This window comes from Terrimonas ferruginea DSM 30193, assembly GCF_000425585.1.
GTDB classification, from domain to species: Bacteria; Bacteroidota; Bacteroidia; order Chitinophagales; family Chitinophagaceae; genus Terrimonas; species Terrimonas ferruginea.
The window spans coordinates 57,299-75,353 of the sequence record NZ_AUDS01000022.1 but is presented as its reverse complement, the minus strand read 5'-3'; the positions used below and the strand labels follow the sequence as shown (position 1 = coordinate 75,353).

At 47.7% G+C, this 18,055-nt stretch carries 15 protein-coding genes and 1 tRNA gene; 8 read left to right on the top strand and 8 right to left on the bottom strand.

All coding sequences use genetic code 11. From position 1 onward, the window contains the following. The first annotated feature begins 34 nt into the window (after positions 1-34). Positions 35-676: an ATP-binding cassette domain-containing protein gene (locus H608_RS0109340; protein ID WP_028787451.1), complete on the top strand. Its 642-nt coding sequence runs from the start codon at positions 35-37 to the stop codon at positions 674-676. A 3-nt stretch (positions 677-679) separates the two neighbouring features. Beyond that, positions 680-1,873, top strand: coding sequence for an ABC transporter permease (locus tag H608_RS0109335; RefSeq protein ID WP_028787450.1), 1,194 nt, complete (start codon positions 680-682; stop codon positions 1,871-1,873). On the opposite strand, the gene H608_RS0109330 is transcribed toward H608_RS0109335, so the two are convergent. Further along, positions 1,870-3,072, bottom strand: a complete 1,203-nt coding sequence (locus H608_RS0109330) for a thiolase family protein (RefSeq protein WP_028787449.1) — start codon at positions 3,070-3,072, stop codon at positions 1,870-1,872. The genes H608_RS0109335 and H608_RS0109330 overlap by 4 nt on opposite strands. Positions 3,073-3,147: 75 nt before the next feature. On the opposite strand from H608_RS0109330, the gene rlmN reads away from it, so the two are divergent. The 6 genes from rlmN (at position 3,148) to darG (ending at position 8,658) form a co-directional block, all read left to right on the top strand. Further along, a complete protein-coding gene (rlmN, locus tag H608_RS0109325; protein ID WP_028787448.1) occupies positions 3,148-4,194 on the top strand; it encodes a dual-specificity RNA methyltransferase RlmN in 1,047 nt (348 codons plus the stop codon). Between the two features lie 140 nt (positions 4,195-4,334). Then, positions 4,335-5,012: a Spy/CpxP family protein refolding chaperone gene (locus tag H608_RS21815; RefSeq protein WP_038007996.1), complete on the top strand. Its 678-nt coding sequence runs from the start codon at positions 4,335-4,337 to the stop codon at positions 5,010-5,012. Positions 5,013-5,147: 135 nt separating this feature from the next. Beyond that, a complete protein-coding gene (locus tag H608_RS21810) occupies positions 5,148-6,074 on the top strand; it encodes a pseudouridine synthase (RefSeq protein ID WP_028787447.1) in 927 nt (308 codons plus the stop codon). Positions 6,075-6,076: 2 nt separating this feature from the next. Further along, positions 6,077-6,784, top strand: coding sequence for an RluA family pseudouridine synthase (locus tag H608_RS0109310; protein WP_038007994.1), 708 nt, complete (start codon positions 6,077-6,079; stop codon positions 6,782-6,784). Positions 6,785-6,909: 125 nt separating this feature from the next. Beyond that, positions 6,910-7,620: a type II toxin-antitoxin system toxin DNA ADP-ribosyl transferase DarT gene (gene darT, locus H608_RS0109305; protein WP_051268164.1), complete on the top strand. Its 711-nt coding sequence runs from the start codon at positions 6,910-6,912 to the stop codon at positions 7,618-7,620. A 3-nt stretch (positions 7,621-7,623) separates the two neighbouring features. Beyond that, a complete protein-coding gene (darG, locus tag H608_RS0109300; protein ID WP_038007992.1) occupies positions 7,624-8,658 on the top strand; it encodes a type II toxin-antitoxin system antitoxin DNA ADP-ribosyl glycohydrolase DarG in 1,035 nt (344 codons plus the stop codon). Between the two features lie 14 nt (positions 8,659-8,672). On the opposite strand, the gene H608_RS0109295 is transcribed toward darG, so the two are convergent. The 7 genes from H608_RS0109295 to H608_RS0109265 form a co-directional block, all read right to left on the bottom strand. After that, positions 8,673-9,848 carry an O-succinylhomoserine sulfhydrylase gene (locus H608_RS0109295; protein ID WP_028787443.1) on the bottom strand — a complete coding sequence of 392 codons (1,176 nt, stop codon included), beginning with the start codon at positions 9,846-9,848 and terminating at the stop codon, positions 8,673-8,675. A gap of 107 nt (positions 9,849-9,955) precedes the next feature. Next, positions 9,956-10,026: transfer RNA gene (locus H608_RS0109290), tRNA-Cys, on the bottom strand. Positions 10,027-10,037: 11 nt separating this feature from the next. Continuing rightward, complete coding sequence (locus H608_RS0109285; protein ID WP_081658844.1) at positions 10,038-10,367, bottom strand: carboxypeptidase-like regulatory domain-containing protein; 330 nt, start codon at positions 10,365-10,367, stop codon at positions 10,038-10,040. A gap of 277 nt (positions 10,368-10,644) precedes the next feature. Then, positions 10,645-11,562, bottom strand: coding sequence for an aldo/keto reductase (locus H608_RS0109280; RefSeq protein WP_028787441.1), 918 nt, complete (start codon positions 11,560-11,562; stop codon positions 10,645-10,647). A 35-nt stretch (positions 11,563-11,597) separates the two neighbouring features. Continuing rightward, the gene (locus H608_RS0109275; RefSeq protein ID WP_051268163.1) at positions 11,598-14,495 is read right to left on the bottom strand and encodes a TonB-dependent receptor; all 2,898 of its coding nucleotides are present in this window, start codon (positions 14,493-14,495) and stop codon (positions 11,598-11,600) included. A gap of 379 nt (positions 14,496-14,874) precedes the next feature. Continuing rightward, positions 14,875-16,416, bottom strand: a complete 1,542-nt coding sequence (locus tag H608_RS0109270; protein ID WP_245565745.1) for a TSUP family transporter — start codon at positions 16,414-16,416, stop codon at positions 14,875-14,877. Then, positions 16,385-18,055: an NADPH-dependent assimilatory sulfite reductase hemoprotein subunit gene (locus H608_RS0109265; protein ID WP_028787438.1), complete on the bottom strand. Its 1,671-nt coding sequence runs from the start codon at positions 18,053-18,055 to the stop codon at positions 16,385-16,387. Before H608_RS0109265 ends, H608_RS0109270 begins: the two co-directional genes overlap by 32 nt.

Here is an 18,055-nt window from a genome sequence, read left to right as displayed (position 1 = left end):
GAAAAGTGCTGCGGCTTTTTTTATACTTTTAATTATGCAGTTGACAATCCGGGATCTATTGCCCGTCTATTTTGAAGAGGAACGGAAAAAACGTTCCGAGATATGGGGAAAGGAAATTGTTTTTCAAAAAGGAGAACTCACCAAAATCATTGCGCCATCCGGCAGCGGAAAAACATCGCTGATGCATTTCCTTTACGGCATACGCAGGGAGTATACCGGAGATATTCTGTATGATCAGCAATCTTTGCAAACGATCGACCCCGAAACCCTGAGCGGTTTCAGAAGTTCGCAAGTGAGCATTGTATTCCAGGACATGCGCCTGTTACCTGAACAAACCGTGATGGAAAACCTGGAAATCAAACGGCAGTTGAATCCCTATCACAACGAAGACAAAGTGCGCCAGATGGCAGAACGCCTCGGTGTGGGCAGTAAACTCGCATCATTGGGCCGCACCTGCTCCTACGGAGAGCAACAACGCATAGCCATCATCCGCTCGCTGATGCAGCCATTCGACTTCCTCCTGCTCGACGAGCCTTTCAGTCACCTCGATAACCGCAATGCGGAGAAAGCCATGGAGCTGATGCTGGAAGAAGCGGCCGTCCGTGGCGCTTCGATCATCTTCGCCGATCTTGAACGCATCGACTTTTTTCCTTTTACCCGTTTATTCTACCTCTAACCTATGGCACTTTCTTTTAAACCTATACGCCCCTTACTGCAGACCGGCACCAACAAAAGCTCACGCCTCTTTTCTTACGCAGGCCTGGGTATTGGCGTACTGCTGCTGCTTTGTGCCATACAGATGTACATCAACATTCAATCATTGCTGCGCGAGGGAAGCATCCGTAAAAACGGGTTCGATTATATTTCCATCACAAAAAATGTGACCGCCGAAACGCAGGGACAGGAAGAAAAAAATCTATTCCGCCAGACCGATATCGATGAGCTGAAAAAACAGCCTTTCATCGATGGCGTGGAGCCGCTGCTGGCCAATGACTTTCACGTAAAGCTGAGCGCCGGCGCCATGATCCCTTTCCGCACCGATATGTTTCTCGAAGCACTCGACAACAGCTACATCGATACGGTGCCGCCTTCCTTTGCCTGGCAACCCGGGCAACGAAGCGTGCCGATTATTCTTTCTTCCGATTTCCTCGAAATATATAACGTGTTTGCACCGGGACAGGGACTGCCGCAGATCTCAAGAGAGACCGCCACAAGCCTGGCCGTAAACATCCATTGCGAAGGCAGGGAAAAAGAAGAAATATTTGTAGGAAGAATTGCCGCCTTCAGCGACCGCATCAACTCCGTGCTCGTACCCAAATCATTTCTCGACTGGGCCAACCAGGAATTTGGCAAAGGACGTGAAGTGAGTGCCACGCGTTTGTTCATCAAAACAAAAGATGCCAACAACCCCGATTTCCTGCGGTTTCTTGACGGGAAAGATTATAAACTCAACAAAGACAAAACGATCCTCGGACGCAACAAAATGGTGATTGATGGCATCTTCAGCGGACTCGGCATCTTCGGCCTGCTCGTGGTGATTCTTGCCTTGATGTTGTTCTCCTTTTACCTGCAACTCGTGATCGCGAGAAGCCGCGACAGCCTGCAATTGCTGCTGACGATCGGGTATTCACCCGCATGGCTGAGCCGTAATTTTTCCAAAAGATTTATTCCCGTATATATCACAATCGTGTTAACAGCTTTGCTTGTAACACAATTGGCACAATGGGCCTTTCATCATTTTGTGATGTTTGACCGCCCCGAACTGTCCTCTTTTATACATTGGGGTGTATGGCTGGTGGGCGTGGTATTGATCATTCTTTCGATCGTCACCAATTACCGGCTTGTACGCAAACTGCTTTACCGTTTGTATTAACGCTGCAGGTTTTCATACACAACCGCTATTCCCTGTCCTACACCAATGCACATGGTGGCCAGGCCATAGCGTCCGCCGCGGCGTTTCAGTTCGTGTAATAAGGTAGTGGAAATGCGTGCGCCGCTGCACCCGAGCGGATGCCCGATGGCAATGGAACCGCCGTTCACATTCACTTTATCGATATCCAGTTCAAGCTCGCGGATACAGGCGATGGATTGCGCAGCAAACGCTTCATTGAGTTCAATAAGATCCAACTGGTCAACGGTCAGTCCGGCGCGCTGCAATGCCTTACGGGTGGCGGGTACTGGCCCGATGCCCATGATCGAAGGATCCACACCGGCCACCGCCATCGATACGATGCGGGCCATCGGCTGCAGGCCATATTGCGTTACTGCTTCTTCGCTTGCCAGTAATAAAGCAGCGGCGCCATCATTGATGCCGGCTGAATTACCCGCGGTCACCGAGCCATCCGCTACAAAAGCCGGTTTGAGTGAGCCGAGTTTGTCCATGCTGGTCTGGCGCGGATGTTCGTCGGTATCAAAAACACGTGTTTCTTTTTTCCCTTCCGTTACTTCGATGGGCACAATCTCCTGTTGCCATTTACCGGCTTTCCACGCTTCTATGAATTTTTGTTGTGAAGCAAAAGCAAAGGTGTCTTGTTCCTGGCGGGACACGTTCCATTGTTTAGCCACATTCTCTGCGGTCTCGCCCATACTGTACGGATGGTAGAGTGCGGACAATTTTTTATTGATAAACCGCCAGCCGAGCGTGGTATCGTACAATTCGGCATTGCGTTGAAAAGGCTCGGAAGATTTCCCCATTACAAAGGGGGCGCGTGTCATGCTTTCGACGCCACCGGCTATCACGAGTTGCGCATCGCCGGTTGCGATCTGGCGGGCACCGTCCATGATGGCCTGCAAACCCGAACCGCAGAGGCGGTTAACGGTATTACCGGCTACGGTTACTGGCAATCCGGCAAGCAGGGCCGACATGCGGGCCACATCGCGGTTATCTTCCCCGGCCTGGTTGGCGGCGCCGGCTATAACATCCTCAATAGCAGCGGGATCAGCTGATGGCTGGCGGCTCAGCAGGGCTTTGATCACATGGGCAAGCATATCGTCGGGGCGAACCGAACTGAGGGATCCGCCGAACTTCCCCACCGGTGTGCGGACGGCATCGATCACATAGACAGGATTCATGCAAAACGTTTAGGCCGCAAATGTAAGCTGTATCTCTCTATCGGGAAGCCCAAAGGTTTTATCTACCTTTGCAAAATGAGCACGCACGTGAAAAGAAATATCCGTCACCTTACGCTGGCCGAACTGGAAGAGTATTTTGCGGAAAAAGGAGAAAAGAAGTTCAGAGCCAAGCAGGTATACGACTGGATATGGCTGAAACAGGCACCTTCGCTGGAAGCCATGACCAACCTGAGCAAGGAGCTCCGGCATTACCTGAGCCAGGATTTTTCGTTTCCTGCCCTGGCGGTTGACGCCACCCAATACTCGGAGGACGGCACCATCAAGACCCGTTTCCGCACCCACGACGGGCATTTTGTGGAAGGCGTACTGATTCCCACTGAACACCGGGTAACTGCCTGCGTATCCTCGCAGATCGGTTGTTCCCTGAGCTGTAAATTCTGCGCCACGGGTTATATCGACCGCAAACGCAACCTTACTTATGATGAAATCTACGATGAAGTAGCGCTGATCAACCAGCAAAGTGAACGGGTGTATGGGAAAAAACTGACCAACATCGTATTCATGGGTATGGGTGAACCCCTGCTCAACTATAAGAACGTACTCAAATCGATCGAACGCATCACCTCACCGGAAGGCATGGGCATGAGTCCGCGCCGTATAACGGTTTCTACTGCGGGTGTTGCCAAAATGATCCGTCAACTGGGCGACGACAAAGTAAAATTCAAACTTGCTTTATCCCTGCATGCGGCGAATGACAACAAACGCCACCAGATCATGCCGATCAACGACACCAACGATATCAAATCACTGGTGGATGCATTGAATTATTTTTACAAACAGACAAAGAACGAGATCACTTTTGAATACATCCTGTTCAATGAATTCAACGACAGCCAGAAGGATGCGGATGAATTGATCAAAGTCTACCGCCAGGTGCCTGCCGACCTGGTTAATATAATCGAATACAACCCGATCGACTTCGCCCGTTTCTCCAAACCCACAGAAGAAAAAGTGGAAGCGTTTATGAACTACCTGGAAAAGAACCGGGTAAATGCGCACCTGCGTCGCAGCCGCGGCAAAGACATCGATGCGGCTTGTGGTCAGTTGGCCAACAAAGAGTGAAGAAACTGTTAAGCATCCGCTTTCTACGAAAATATTCATACTTGCTTTTAAACCCCGGACATGTTCCGGGGTCTTATTTTCCGTAAATGCATTGTTAACCGCCCGCAGACGCGTACCGGGCATTAAAATGAAATCGCAATATGAAAAAAACATTCTTTTTACTGCTGGCGGCGGCATTGACCGTATCGGCGGCCCAAGCCCAGGATATTCCCGAACGTCAACATGACGGCCATAGTAAGGCTGAAGGCATGAGAAAACGTGGTGGCGATGAAATGGCAAAACTCAACCTCACCGAAGACCAGAAAAAACAATTCAAAAGCCTGCAGGAACAACGCCGCAAAGACATGGAGGCGCTGAAAACACAGAATCTCAGCCCCGAACAAAACAAAGAAAAAATGGAAGCCCTGCGCAAGGACTATCATGCAAAGTCGCAGGCGCTCCTGACCCCCGAACAAAAAACACAGATGGAAAGCTTCCGCAAGGATCGTAAGGAAGGCATGACCAAAAGAGGTGAGTTCAAAGGCAAGGAAAGAAAAAAAGATGGCAAATGGGGACAGGACCTGAATCTTACTCCCGAGCAATCAGAGAAACTCGCGGCCAGCCGTAAAGCCACGGGCGATCAGCTCAAAGCGCTTAAAGACAATCAATCGCTCAGCGAAGACGCTAAGAAAGCAGAACGCAAGAAGATCATGAAAGCGCAGCAAGAATCGATGAAATCCATCCTTACGCCCGAGCAGCAACAAAAGATGAAAGAGTCGCGCAAAAAACATGGCGACCGCAAAAAGAAAAGAACCGAGGCGCCCGCTCAGCCCCAGTAATCCGATTATAAACAAGCGATTAGCTATCAATCCCACACTCCCCGGTGTGGGATTTTTTATATAGAGCTTAGAAATGGGGGAAATGCGTTGTATCTTCGCCGCTCATCCCTGTTGTAAAACAGTAATCTACTTCGCATGAAAAAAAGAACAGACAACTTTTCCAAGTTTGCCGTAAAAAAGAGCAACGCCGCTATTAAAGAAGAATTCAAGCAGGAAAAGAGAAAGTACAAAAAGGAACGCGCCGAATTTTTTGAAAAGAAAAAAGCAGAAGAGCGCGGTCTCGAAAGCAAACAAAAAGGAATCGTTACCAAAGCCGCTATTCCCCGCCCCGCCCTTACCGGCGAAATGCCCCTCAACAAATACGTTGCCCATGCCGGCATCTGTGGCCGCCGTGAAGCAGCCGAGCTGGTGAAAGAAGGAAAGGTGCAGGTGAACAAAGAAGTGATTACCGAACCGGGCTTCAAAGTAAAAGAAAGCGACGAGGTAAAGGTGAACGGCAAAAAGATCTTCCCGAGCCGCAACCTGGTGTATGTGCTGCTCAACAAACCCAAAGATTACCTCACTACCACCGACGACCCGCAAAACAGGAAAACGGTGCTGGACCTCATCAAACGCGCCACGACCGAACGCGTATTCCCCGTTGGCCGGCTGGACCGCAATACCTCAGGTGTGCTGCTGCTTACCAATGACGGCGAACTGGCGCAACAACTGACGCATCCCAAACACGAGATCAAAAAGATCTACGCGGTAACCCTGGACAAGCCACTCGAAAAAAATCATTTCGATCAAATACTGAAAGGTCTGACATTGGAGGATGGCCCCGCCAATGTGGATGTACTGGCTTATTCAGATGCAAGTGATAAAACACAGGTCGGTGTAGAAATACACAATGGCCGTAACCGCATCGTCCGCCGCATCTTTGAAGCGGTAGGTTATGATGTAAAAAAACTGGACCGCGTGATGTTTGCCGGACTCACCAAGAAAAATATTGAAAGAGGCAAATGGCGTTTTCTGACAGAAAAAGAAGTACGCGATCTCAAACACTTTAAGAAAGGCCGCTGATCATGATCATTTTTGAGAACGAAGACCTCATTGCCATCAATAAACCATCCGGGTTATTGTCCATCCCGGACCGCGAAGGCAAGGAAATTTCCCTGAAGAGACAATTGCAGGAAAAATACGGCGACATCTTTACCGTTCACCGCCTAGATAAAGACACGAGTGGTCTGATCATTTTTGCCCGGAATGCCGATGCACATAAATTTCTTTCCCAGCAATTTGAAGGACGATCTACGGTGAAAATTTATACCGGTTTGGTGTTAGGCGTACCCGATCCGCCTTCCGGTCAAATGGACGGCAAGATCGCGCCGCATCCGGTGAAGCCGCCGCTGATGGTGATCAACCGCAAAGGCAAGGATGCTTTGACCGATTATGAAGTGCAGGAAAATTTCAGCATGTACAGTCTTGTGCAGTTCCGCATTCATACCGGTCGCACGCACCAGATCCGCGTACATTGTAAAGAACTTGGTCATCCCATTGTATGTGATACATTGTATGGCGATGGCAAACCCATTTTCCTGTCTTCTTTCAAATCAAAATTCAAACTTTCCCGCGATGCGGAAGAAGAGCGGCCGCTGATGGGTCGCCTGGCATTACACGCAAGCAGACTGACCATTACCCTGCCGTCGGGGGAGGAAAAATTATTCATTGCCGAATTACCCAAGGATTTTCGTGCGACGTTGCAGCAATTGGAGAAGCGAATGAAGAAATAATGTGGAAATGCGTAGATGTGCAAGTGTGTAAATGATTCAGTAAGATGTCCTGTATTGAATTTTCACATTTACATATTTGCACATTTTTAATTTTCGCCGCAGGCGTGTAAAAACGTCTCGACAATTTGGTATTTCAACGCTTGCCGGAATGTGAAAATGAGTTGTATATCGTAGATTTAAATAGTAAATTTGCTAATATACTTAGCTTTACTGTGCCGCAATACGACAAAATATATCTGTATAGAATTACGCATATCGGTAATTTGCCGCATATTATTCGGTTTGGGATTACCCATAATAGTTCAGTGAACGCGAACCCTTCGTTTATTTCAATTGGAGATGGTAGTCTTATTTCTTCCAGAAATCAGTTTATGCTAAAAAACGGAAAACTACTGGGAGATTATATACCGTTTTATTTCGGAGTACGCATGCCGATGCTATATGTTGTTCAAAGGGGATATAATATGGTCAACTCAGTTTCAGCACCGGAGATTGTTTACTGCGTTACTTCGCTTCAACGTATTCTTAAAGTAGGATTGCCATTTATATTTACAGATGGACACGCCGTAAGCTCTTTATCTGATCAATATGATCAAACTAATATTAAGGAAATAGAGACCATTCTTGACAAAAATGCCATTGATGCGAAATACTGGAAAGATGAGGCAGATCTTGACTTAAAACGCCGGAAAGAAGCCGAGTTTTTGGTTTTAGGTGATATACCCTATTCCGCCATAGCAGGTTTTTTGGTTTACAACGAAGCCGCTAAATCGAAGTTGAAAGAATACGGAGTAGATGAGACAAAAATTCAAGTGAAGGCGACAGCTTATTTTTAGTTTATGATTCAATACAAAATAGGAGACATCTTCGAGAGTGAAGCACAAGCCCTCGTAAACACCGTCAACACCGATGGCGTTATGGGAAAAGGCATTGCTTTGCAGTTTAGTAAATTGTTCCCTAATAATCTAAAGGCCTATATAAAAGCTTGCAAAGAGAAGGAAATAGCTGTAGGAAAACTTCTGGTCACTAATGAGTCATCCTTACTAGGTGGAGAGAGATTAATCATCAATTTTCCTACAAAAACTTCCTGGAGAAAACCTTCCGAATACAGTTATATAGAAGCCGGATTAAAAGATCTCATAAGAATAGTTTCAGAATATAAAATACAATCTATCGCAGTCCCCCCCTTGGGAGCCGGTAATGGCGGACTAGATTGGTCGAGAGTGAAAAATTTATTAGAGCAATATCTGAGTGATCTGGATATTGATGTTTACATCTATGAGCCTAATTCAAAAATAAAAGAAGCATTAAAAAAAGAACGTGTGAAACTTACTCCCGCCAGGGCAATGTTATTAGCCATCTTATATGATTTGGTGAGAAATGGAGAATTTGTTTCAGAGTTTTCTGCTGAAAAAGTCGCCTATTTCCTCCAGAGATTTGGAGCGAAGGAGGCTTTTAAACTAGACTATCAGCCGAACTTTTATGGCCCCTATTCGGGAAAGGTAAAACATGTTTTATATTATCTGAACGGGAGTTATATAACAGGTTATAGTTCCAAGGATAAAAAACCCTTTGAGGAACTTGGTCTTGTTCCAGATGCGGAACAAGAAATACTGGATTATCTAAACCTTCCGGAAAACACAGCCTATAGGCAGATTGTTGATAGAACCAAAAAATTTCTTAACGGCTTCTACACGCCTTTTGGGTTGGAACTATTATCTACTATAGACTTTCTTATGAAAGATGATAGGAATTTAAGCGAAAACGAACTTTCCTTACGTCTTGAAGCATGGAGTGACAGAAAGAAAACCTTATTTTCCAACCGAAAATTTATCAAACTAGGATTGGAAAATATTCAAAAACATCTCGCCTAGACTAGCTTCTCCGTTCACTTGCAAACCTCCAACGCCTGCTCAATATCCGCAATAATATCGCTCACATGTTCCAGGCCTACGGAAATACGAATAAGACCGGGAGTAATGCCCACCGCGGCTCTTTCTGCTTCGGATAATTTAGAATGTGTGGTCGATGCCGGATGAGAAGCAATGCTGCGGCTGTCACCAAGATTGTTGGTCATGCTGAGCATCTTCAATGAATTGAGGAACGTTCTTCCTTTCTCCACTCCGCCTTTAATCTCGAATGTAACAATACCCCCACCGTTGCTCATTTGCTTAACGGCAACCGCATGTTGCGGATGCGTATCGAGATAGGGATATTTTACCCAGCTCAATTGCGGATGGTTTTGAAAATGTTTCGCCAGTGCCAATGCATTCGACGCATGTTTTTCCATACGAAGATGTAATGTCTCCAGGCTCTTGGTCAGCACCCAGGCATTGAACGGACTCATGGACGGTCCGGTATTGCGGATAAAAAGATATAAGGGATAAATAAGCTCCTTGCGTCCCACGACCACACCGCCCAACACACGTCCCTGTCCGTCGATGAATTTGGTAGCCGAATGAATAACAAGATCAGCACCCAGTGCAAGCGGCTGCTGCACCGCCGGTGTAGCAAAACAATTGTCTACTACCAGCAGGATTCCTTTCTGTTTGCAAATACCTGCCACATATTCGATATCGATGATATCCAAACCCGGATTAGATGGCGTTTCCAGGTAAAGCATTTTTGTATGGGGCTTGATCAATGCCTCGATGCTTTCCGGTTTGTTCATGTCGAAATAATCCGACGTGATGCCCCATTTAGGTAAATATTTAGTAAGGATGGAATGTGTACTGCCGAAAACGGCAGAGGCGGAAAGAATATGATCACCTGCACTCAGGAATGTCATGAAGGTAGAAAAAACAGCGGCCATGCCTGTGCCGGTGGCCACACCATCTTCCGCACCTTCCAATGATGCGATTTTGGCGATGAACTCATCCACGGTTGGATTGGAAAAACGTGAATAAATATTTACATCGAGGTTGTCATCTTCAAAGGCAGCGGCCATGTCCTCGGCTTTGTCGTATACAAAACTGCTGGTAAGAAAAAGCGGAGTAGCGTGTTCTTTCTGGGCTGTCCGGGGAGTTTGTATGCGGATAGCTCTTGTTTCCGGGTGCTGCGACATAACAGGTATTTAATGAGGAGCAAAGATACGCAGTGCGGGAATAGGGGTAAAAGAAAAAAGGGCGAGTGTAGAAACACTACCCTGTAAACAACTGTTTGCCATGAAAGTTGTTACGGGAGGATTCGAACCTCCGTAGAAGGCTTTGCGGACCTTTGCCTAACCACTCGGCCACGTAACGATATCCGTCTGTCATTCCCGGTTGAGCCGGATCACGAGTTCCTTTCCCGGTTCTTTCACCAGGAGGGAAACCGTCTGAAATCCCTGCGCAGTGGCCGACACCTTCAAGGGCAGCGACTGCCAGCTCTGTACACGGAAACGACCATTGTTATCGGTGAGCGCTTCCTCTTCTCCCCGTACAACATACACATGCACTTTGGCGATGGGTTTGTCATTACGCGCATCCACTACTTTTCCCTGCACCACCACGGCAGCAGGAACGGCATTGCCATGAAAAGAAGAGAGCCAGCTTACGAGTACTATGGATAGTTGATAAACTAACATCGGAACAAAACTAGGCATTTTTTATTAGTCTATCGTTTTTATAGACTATTATTTTATGAGGGAGTTTTTAAGTATTAAGTGATAGGTATTAAGTCAGTGCGTTCACGTCATGGTTCGTGTATACACGAACCATGGGAATGCGGATTCACTTGTGCCCCTTCGAGAGGCCGAAGCACCGACATCAGGGAGCTGACCACTCTCTATTCACGATTGACGATTCACCACTCCTCTACACACCATTCACCATTCACTATTCACTATTCACTATTGACCATTCACTCCCACTCCCCGATTTTCAAATTTTCAAATCATCAAATTGTAAACTCTCCCCTTTGGATGTATTATACAAATCATACCAATCCTGCTGATCCAGTTTAATATCAAAGGCATCGATGATATGTTGTATGCGCTGTTCGCTGCGCGTACCGATCAACGGTAATGCACCCAGTTTGATGATCCATGCCACGGCAATAGATTCTATGTTCGCATCATATTTCTTACCGATCTCCTCCAGTTTGTTGTGCACACGCACCGCGAGCTCATCGGTGCCATTTTCGATACGGCCATCCGCGAGCGGCGCAGCCGCAAGCGGGCGCATATAACGCTGCTTGATATAATCAAGTTGTCCGTTGTCCAGCGCCTCCGTTTGCAACAGGTTCAGTTCGATATGGTGTGTAACGATGGGTAATTTCAGGTAGGATGTCAGCAGTTGGTGCTGGAATACGGTAAAGCCCGATACGCCGACATTCCGGATCTTGCCCGCTGTTCTCAACCGCTCGAGCGCCAGCGCCGTTTCTTCCAGGTTGGATAACGGATCGAGGTGATCGAGTAAAAAGATATCGAGGTAGTCAGTATGCAGGTTACGCAGCGAGTTTTCTACACTTTTAACGATATGCTCCGAGGACGTATCATAATATTTAAGACGAATGGAAGGATCGGCCGCGTGCGGCACCACCACCCCGCACTTGGAGAAAAGCACCACCTCTTCACGACGGAAACTCTTTCGTTTGATCACTTCACCGAATAATTTTTCACAAGCATATTTCCCGTATCTGTCTGCATGGTCGAAGGTATTAATGCCTTTTTCCAGGCAAAAATTTACAATACGCTCCACTTCACGGCTTCCCGCTTCACTGGTGTCATCCCATCTCCAGAAACCGTACACGGCAGGCGATACTTTCGGCCCCGCATCACTTAAATAAATCTTTTCCATGGTCTTTTTTTTAGTTGTTTTTCCGCTTCTCGCGATCAGTTGTTCAGCAGTCCGTCCACAGTAATGGCCGCATAATACAAGCCGCCAATTGTCGGACCTGCTGCATATTGTATATACCTGTTGTTGAAAATATTGGAGGCGCCGATCTTGATCGTGCTTTTAAGTTTCGGAAAACGATAGTTCACCTGTGCATCGATGGTGCTGTAAGATGGTACGGAACCATTAGCCAGCGGGCTTTCCCATACAAATGCATCCTGCCAGCGCCACACCACATTGAAGCCGAAATTGGTGAACAACTGACGGTTACCAATCGACAGATTCGCTACCCAGTTCGGCGTATTGAATCCTGTTACGAATACATCACTTGTTTTATTGGCCTTGATGTCGTTATAGTTCAGGTTGCCCGACACGGTAAAGGCTTTGAAAAAATTCCAGGTTACGCCGATCGATGATCCGAAGTTGTTGTACTTGTTGCGCGCATTGGTATATACACGGTAACGTACCTGGCGGTTTCGGTTGGCGGCCAGCATGTCGATAACGGAAGCATCTGTTCCTACTTTATCGGTGACCGGCACGGCCACTTCCACCTGTCCGAGAAACCCGTCATACACATTGGTGTAGGCATCCCAATCCACCACGAGTTTGTTGTTCAGCAATATCGCTTTGTAGCCGATCTCGAATGAATTGATCCGCTCCGGTCTGGTAGGAGAAAGGTTGGTCACCTCCAGCAACTGACGGTTGTTCAACGCAGCAGCATTGGCCGTAGCACCATTCGATACATCGCGGTTTACCGCTGCATTGAAGGCATTGACCGAAGCGAGCGTGTAAGAATTATCCAGGTAACCAAGGCCTTCGTTGATATAGGAAAGCCCCCCTACCCGGCGCACGTTTCCGTTATTCACGAAGGACAATGCTTCGAACAGTGCCGGAAAACGGAAACCATTCTGGAAGGATGCCCGGAAGTTGTGTTTTTTAGCGGCAGTGTATACAACGGCGAAACGTGGATTTATTTTCGGATCAAATTCAGGATTGTAATCAACCCTTATTGAGGTAAATATTTTCAGTTTTTCATCGAAGAAGGTGCGGGTCAGTTGCGCAAAAGCGCCGAATTTTTTATAGTAAACATTTTTACCAAAATCAGTAGAGTCCGGCACTTTGCCATCTATTTCCACGGGTTTGTTGCGATCCGCAACCGGCCGCGAAAAGTCCACAAAGTTGTTGCCATCGGGCACCACTTCGTAGATACGCGCATCCACACCTACCAGCAGGTTGAACCAGTTGATTTTGTTTTCAAAATCATATTGCGCATCGGCATGGTACATACGGCTCTTTTGCGAAAGCCAGGCTCCACCCGTTGCCGGTGCACCGGCAATACCTGCGTTCACGTGGTCCCAATTATTGATACGGATAATGGTATTTTTCAGGTCATTGAACGCCTGCGTTCCCGGTTCTGCACGGCCGGCATCTGCCGCGGCTCTTGCGTTACGCATCGCGGTAGCCAGGTCTACGCCATTGTTGATGTCATTTTGCAATGCCGTTTTGAAACGCGTACCCCATGCACCATTGGATAAATGTGTCAGTTGCAGGTTATCCGCCAGCGGCTTGATGTTGTAGGAGTCGCCGGTATTTTCCAACGACACGTAAGTACGAACGAAATAGTTATGTCCTTTTAATTCCAGTTTATGGTTTTGTACCACCACATTGTCCAGTTGAATTTTATTTCCCCGCTGGAAAACGCCGTCCATTTTGCCTACCCGGTACGCATAGGATAATTCCGCGTTGTCATGTATCCGGTAGTGAAGCGCCAGATCCGCTTTCAGGTTATCGACACGCGGCTTTGCCAGATCTTTTTCCCAATAGCCTGTACGGCGCACGATAAAAGTTTTGTTACCTCCCTGGTAGTTTACACCACTGATGGTTACGGCGTTGTTGTTCTCATCGCCATACCGGTTCCAGGCATCATAAGCAGGATTGTTTTCTGCCCCGTTCAGTTGCGGATAAGCCGGGTTGGCGGTATTGAGATTATTCGGGTTCTGATCCGTTGCTGTGTTGGCCAGCCAGTCCACACCGGTGAGATAGCTGAAGTTTACTTTAAAAGCAAATTTGTTGTTGAAAGCTTTGGCATAACGGATCGCTGTTTCGGAGAGAATACCGGGGTCACGGTCTTTGCCATCTACGTGGTTCACACCTGTTTTTTGATAAACGCTCAACCCCTGGTGTGTAAACGGACTTTTGGTCAACAGGTTGGCCATTCCATTGATCGCGTTCATGCCATACAAAGCGGAAGCCGCGCCGGGCGTAATCTCTACGCTTTGAATATCGAGTTCCGTGGGGCCAATAGCATTACCAAGCGGCACACCCAGTGTTGCGGCCTGCATATCCACCCCATCTACCAATTGCATAAAGCGGAAGTTGTTGGGGATATTGAAACCGCGGGTATTCGGTACTTTGAAAGTAAGACTGGAGGTGGTCATTTGTACGCCTTTCACATTTTCCAACGCATCATAAAAACTCGGAGCTGCCGCATCCCGGATAGCGCGGATATCCAGTTTCTCGATTGCCACGGGCGAACGCAAAATATTCTCCGGCACACGTGATGCCGTTACTACTACTTCATTTCCCAGTACGGTTTGCGTAACAAGTTCAATCCGCAGATCGGAACCCAGGCTGCTCACTACGATCTCACGTGTGGCAAAACCAATCGAAGAGAAAACAAGTGTCAGCGGAAGTTTTGTTTTGGTGCGCAGACTGAACTGACCGGCCGAGTTGGTAACGGTGCCTCCTACAGTTCCTTTTACCTGAACGTTGACATCGGATAAAGGTTGCTGTCTTTCCTGATCAGTGACCTGACCGGAGATCTGCAGCACGGTGGTTTCCTGTGCGCTGACAGTTGTACCGAGTAATAGCAGTAAAAAGAAAAAGATGCGTTGCATGGTTGGTTTTTTTTTGAAACAGTTGTGCGGACCGGCCGCGGGAATTATTGGGAATAATAAGAAAGGGGTGGGAGCTAACAACATCGTGCCGGCATTTGCGGCATCATCTTCTCACTATAAGAAAGTATATTCATCGCATTTAATAATATAGACCAAAAGTATAGTCAAACTATTACTCTACCAATTTTGTGGACTAAATATTTTCAGGAAAGTTATTACCTTCGAGTTGGGTGAATAGTGAATGGTCAATAGTGAATAACAGGGTTGTGCTTTTCACGCAGAGACGCCTAAGGAGCAAAGACTTCTTTAAACCCTATAACCCTACGCCTTATACCTTACACCTTACACCTTACGCCTTACACCTTACGCCTTACACCTCTCAAAGCACTTTCACGAGTATCCGCACACTCCAGAAAATAACCAGCAACCCTAATAAAATAAAGGAAGTCTTACGGGGTAGTTTGCCCGTAAGTTTGGCGGCAATAGGTGCGGCCACCAAACCACCCACGATCAAACCAACGATCGTTTGCCAATGCGTAACACCGAGCATGACAAAAAAAGTGAATGCACTTGCGAGCGTGACAAAGAATTCAGTGAGACTCACCGAGCCGATTACATAACGCGGCGTACGGCCTTTGGTAATAAGCGTGGTGGTGACGATTGGTCCCCAGCCCCCGCCGCCGAATGAATCGAGAAATCCACCCGTGCCGGCAAGCAATCCGTATTGTTTGAATTTTTTCTTTCGCTGCTGCTTACGGAAAGCACTGGTCAGTATCTTGACACCCAATATAAGTGTATAAATAGCCAATACCGGACGTATATAATCTGCGTATTGATCTCCGAGCTTGCGTAGTAAAATGGCTCCTATAATAGCACCGATCACACCCGGGATCACGAGTTTTTTGAATAATTTTTTATTGACGTTGCCGAACTTATAGTGACTATAACCCGATGCACCACTGGCAAACATTTCAGCGGTATGTACGCTGCCGCTGATAGCAGCGGGACTGATACCGGCGGACAACAACACACTGGTACTGGTTACACCATAACCCATGCCCAATGCACCGTCCACCAATTGCGCCAGGAACCCGGCCAGTAACATAATGGGGAAAGACCGGTCAAGCGACTGATAGAAAGTAACGGCCTGATCGCCGATGGAGGAAAGGGGAATATAAGAGAAGATGAAATGACCGACCAACATCAGACCGAATGCGAGCAGGGAGTAGGTAGCCACTTTGCGCCAGCGTTTTTCGCCGTTGCCGTTGTCTTTCTCGATGAGCGTTCGGGTCAGCGCATTCAGCTTTTTTACTTTTTCAGGAAAATTTCCATTCAACCTGTTGCGGATCTGGTGCAGGTTGCGGATCGATTCATCCAGTTCATCCGGGATCGCTTCTTCTAACACTTCACGCACCCGCTTGGCCATCGTTGGTGATTTGCCATTGGTGGAAATGGCCAGTTTGAGATTTCCTTTGCGCACAACCGATCCGAGATAAAAGTCGCAAAGGTCCGGCGTATCGGCAACATTTACCAGTATGCCGCGCAGCCTCGCCACCGCTGCAATGCGTTCACTCACCGCCCGGTCGTTTACCGCTACAATAATAATATCCGTGTTATCCAGGTCGTCTGTAATAAAGGGCCTTTCTTCTGCAAACAGATTACTGTGTTTGTCCAGCAATGCCCTCACCTCGTCTTTGAGCGCTGTTGCCACAATCCTTATCCGCGCGGACGGCGAATTGGTTGCCAGCGCCTGCAATTTTTCCAATGCCACCGCACCACCGCCCACCACCAGCACACGCAGATCGGCCAGTTTCAGAAACACGGGAAACAGTTCGTTCTGCTCCGCAGCTACTTCTGTTATTATATCGTTTGCCGGATTGTCCATTTTATTATTTTCCTTGAATCCATTTCTGATAAGCAAAGTCTCCGAAGTTGTCACCGTCCTTTCTTTCATTCACGTAGGTATGAAACAGTTCATCCAATGTCAGCAACAGTTGTTCTTCGTTCTGACTGTCTTTGTATTTTGTATTCAATCTTTCTCCGATGCGGTCACCGCCGATATGCAGGTTGTATTCACCATAAGCGGTTCCGATCAGCCCGATCTCGGCTGCAGGTGAGCGACCACATCCATTGGGACAACCGGTCATCCGCAGCGTAATCTCTTCTTCCTGTAAATTATATTTTTCCAGCAGCGGTTCGATCTTCGATATCAGGGATGGAAGATAACGCTGTGCTTCCGCTAATGCAAGCGGACAGGTATTGAACGCCACGCAGGCCATCGCATTTTTGCGCAACGCGCCAGCCCGCCGTGTATGTCCGGCAATGCCAAATTTCTCCAGCAATTCATCCACGAGTGGCTTGTCCTCATCCTGCACATCACTGAGTATCACATTCTGGTTGCCGGTGAAACGGAAATTTGCCTTGCCTGTCTGCGCAATTTCATACAAGGCTGTTTTCAAAGGCAACTGCTCCTCATCCAACACGCGGCCATTTTCCACAAATACCGTGTAATACCAGTTGCCGGCATGATTCTGTTGCCAGCCATATTGATCTTTCCGTGTAGCGAAAGTATAGGGCCTGGCCGGTTCCAGTTTGAACCCGCAACGTTTTTCCAATTCTTCTTTCAGGCCGTCCACTCCCATTCTGTCAATGGTATATTTCAATCGCGCCAGTTTACGGTCGGCGCGGTTGCCATTATCGCGCTGAATGGTCATGATCTCGTAAACGGCTTTCAATACTTTTTCTTCTGCATCCACAAATCCGAGCATCGATGCCAGCCGCGGGTAGGTGGCAGCATTGCCATGTGTGGCGCTCAATCCCCCACCTGCAGCAATGTTGAATCCTTTCAGCTCATTATTTTCCACTATGGCTATGAGCCCAATATCGTTGGTAAAAACATCTACATCGTTATTGGGTGGAATGGCAATCGCTATTTTGAATTTACGTGGCAGGTAGCGGTCCTGGTAGAGCGGATCTTCTTCTTTGCGGTCGGCAATCTGTTCTTCATCCAGCCATATTTCGTAATAAGCGCGTGTTTTGGGCAGTGCCAGCGTACTGATCTTATCGGCAAAAGCAAAGACCTGTTCGTGGATAGCCGACTGGCCCGGATGCGCACTGCACATCACATTGCGGTTCACATCACCACAGGCGGCAATGGAATCGAGGTTGAGCGTATTGAATGCCTGTATGGTTGGTTTGATGTGCGACTTCAGGATGCCATGCAACTGTACGGTCTGGCGCGTGGTGATCTTGATAACACCGGTTGAATGTTCCCCGGCCACATGATGAATACCCAGCCATTGTTCCGGCGAGATCAAACCTCCGGGCAAACGAAGCCGGATCATAAAAGAATAAAGCCATTCCAGCTTTTTGGCGCTGCGTTCTTCCCGGCGATCGCGGTCATCCTGCTGATACATACCGTGGAATTTGATCAGTGACTGATCGTCTTCCCGGATGGCACCGGTGATCTGGTCGTGCAGGCTTTCTTTCAATGTGCCACGCAAACCATCACTGGATGTTTTGATTCGTTCAACAGGCGACAGGTTATTCTTTTCTTTCAT

What these genes read in the sequence shown, in the direction of transcription:
- H608_RS0109295 (WP_028787443.1), bottom strand. Translation starts at nt 9,848, where the DNA reads ATGTCGCAGCACCCGGAAACAAGAGCTATCCGCATACAAACTCCCCGG.
- H608_RS0109265 (WP_028787438.1), bottom strand. Translation starts at nt 18,055, where the DNA reads ATGAAAGAAAAGAATAACCTGTCGCCTGTTGAACGAATCAAAACATCC.
- H608_RS0109330 (WP_028787449.1), bottom strand. Translation starts at nt 3,072, where the DNA reads ATGAATCCTGTCTATGTGATCGATGCCGTCCGCACACCGGTGGGGAAG.
- H608_RS21815 (WP_038007996.1), top strand. Translation starts at nt 4,335, where the DNA reads ATGAAAAAAACATTCTTTTTACTGCTGGCGGCGGCATTGACCGTATCG.
- H608_RS0109285 (WP_081658844.1), bottom strand. Translation starts at nt 10,367, where the DNA reads ATGCCTAGTTTTGTTCCGATGTTAGTTTATCAACTATCCATAGTACTC.
- rlmN (WP_028787448.1), top strand. Translation starts at nt 3,148, where the DNA reads ATGAGCACGCACGTGAAAAGAAATATCCGTCACCTTACGCTGGCCGAA.
- H608_RS0109335 (WP_028787450.1), top strand. Translation starts at nt 680, where the DNA reads ATGGCACTTTCTTTTAAACCTATACGCCCCTTACTGCAGACCGGCACC.
- H608_RS0109280 (WP_028787441.1), bottom strand. Translation starts at nt 11,562, where the DNA reads ATGGAAAAGATTTATTTAAGTGATGCGGGGCCGAAAGTATCGCCTGCC.
- H608_RS0109275 (WP_051268163.1), bottom strand. Translation starts at nt 14,495, where the DNA reads ATGCAACGCATCTTTTTCTTTTTACTGCTATTACTCGGTACAACTGTC.
- darG (WP_038007992.1), top strand. Translation starts at nt 7,624, where the DNA reads ATGATTCAATACAAAATAGGAGACATCTTCGAGAGTGAAGCACAAGCC.
- H608_RS0109310 (WP_038007994.1), top strand. Translation starts at nt 6,077, where the DNA reads ATGATCATTTTTGAGAACGAAGACCTCATTGCCATCAATAAACCATCC.
- H608_RS21810 (WP_028787447.1), top strand. Translation starts at nt 5,148, where the DNA reads ATGAAAAAAAGAACAGACAACTTTTCCAAGTTTGCCGTAAAAAAGAGC.
- H608_RS0109340 (WP_028787451.1), top strand. Translation starts at nt 35, where the DNA reads ATGCAGTTGACAATCCGGGATCTATTGCCCGTCTATTTTGAAGAGGAA.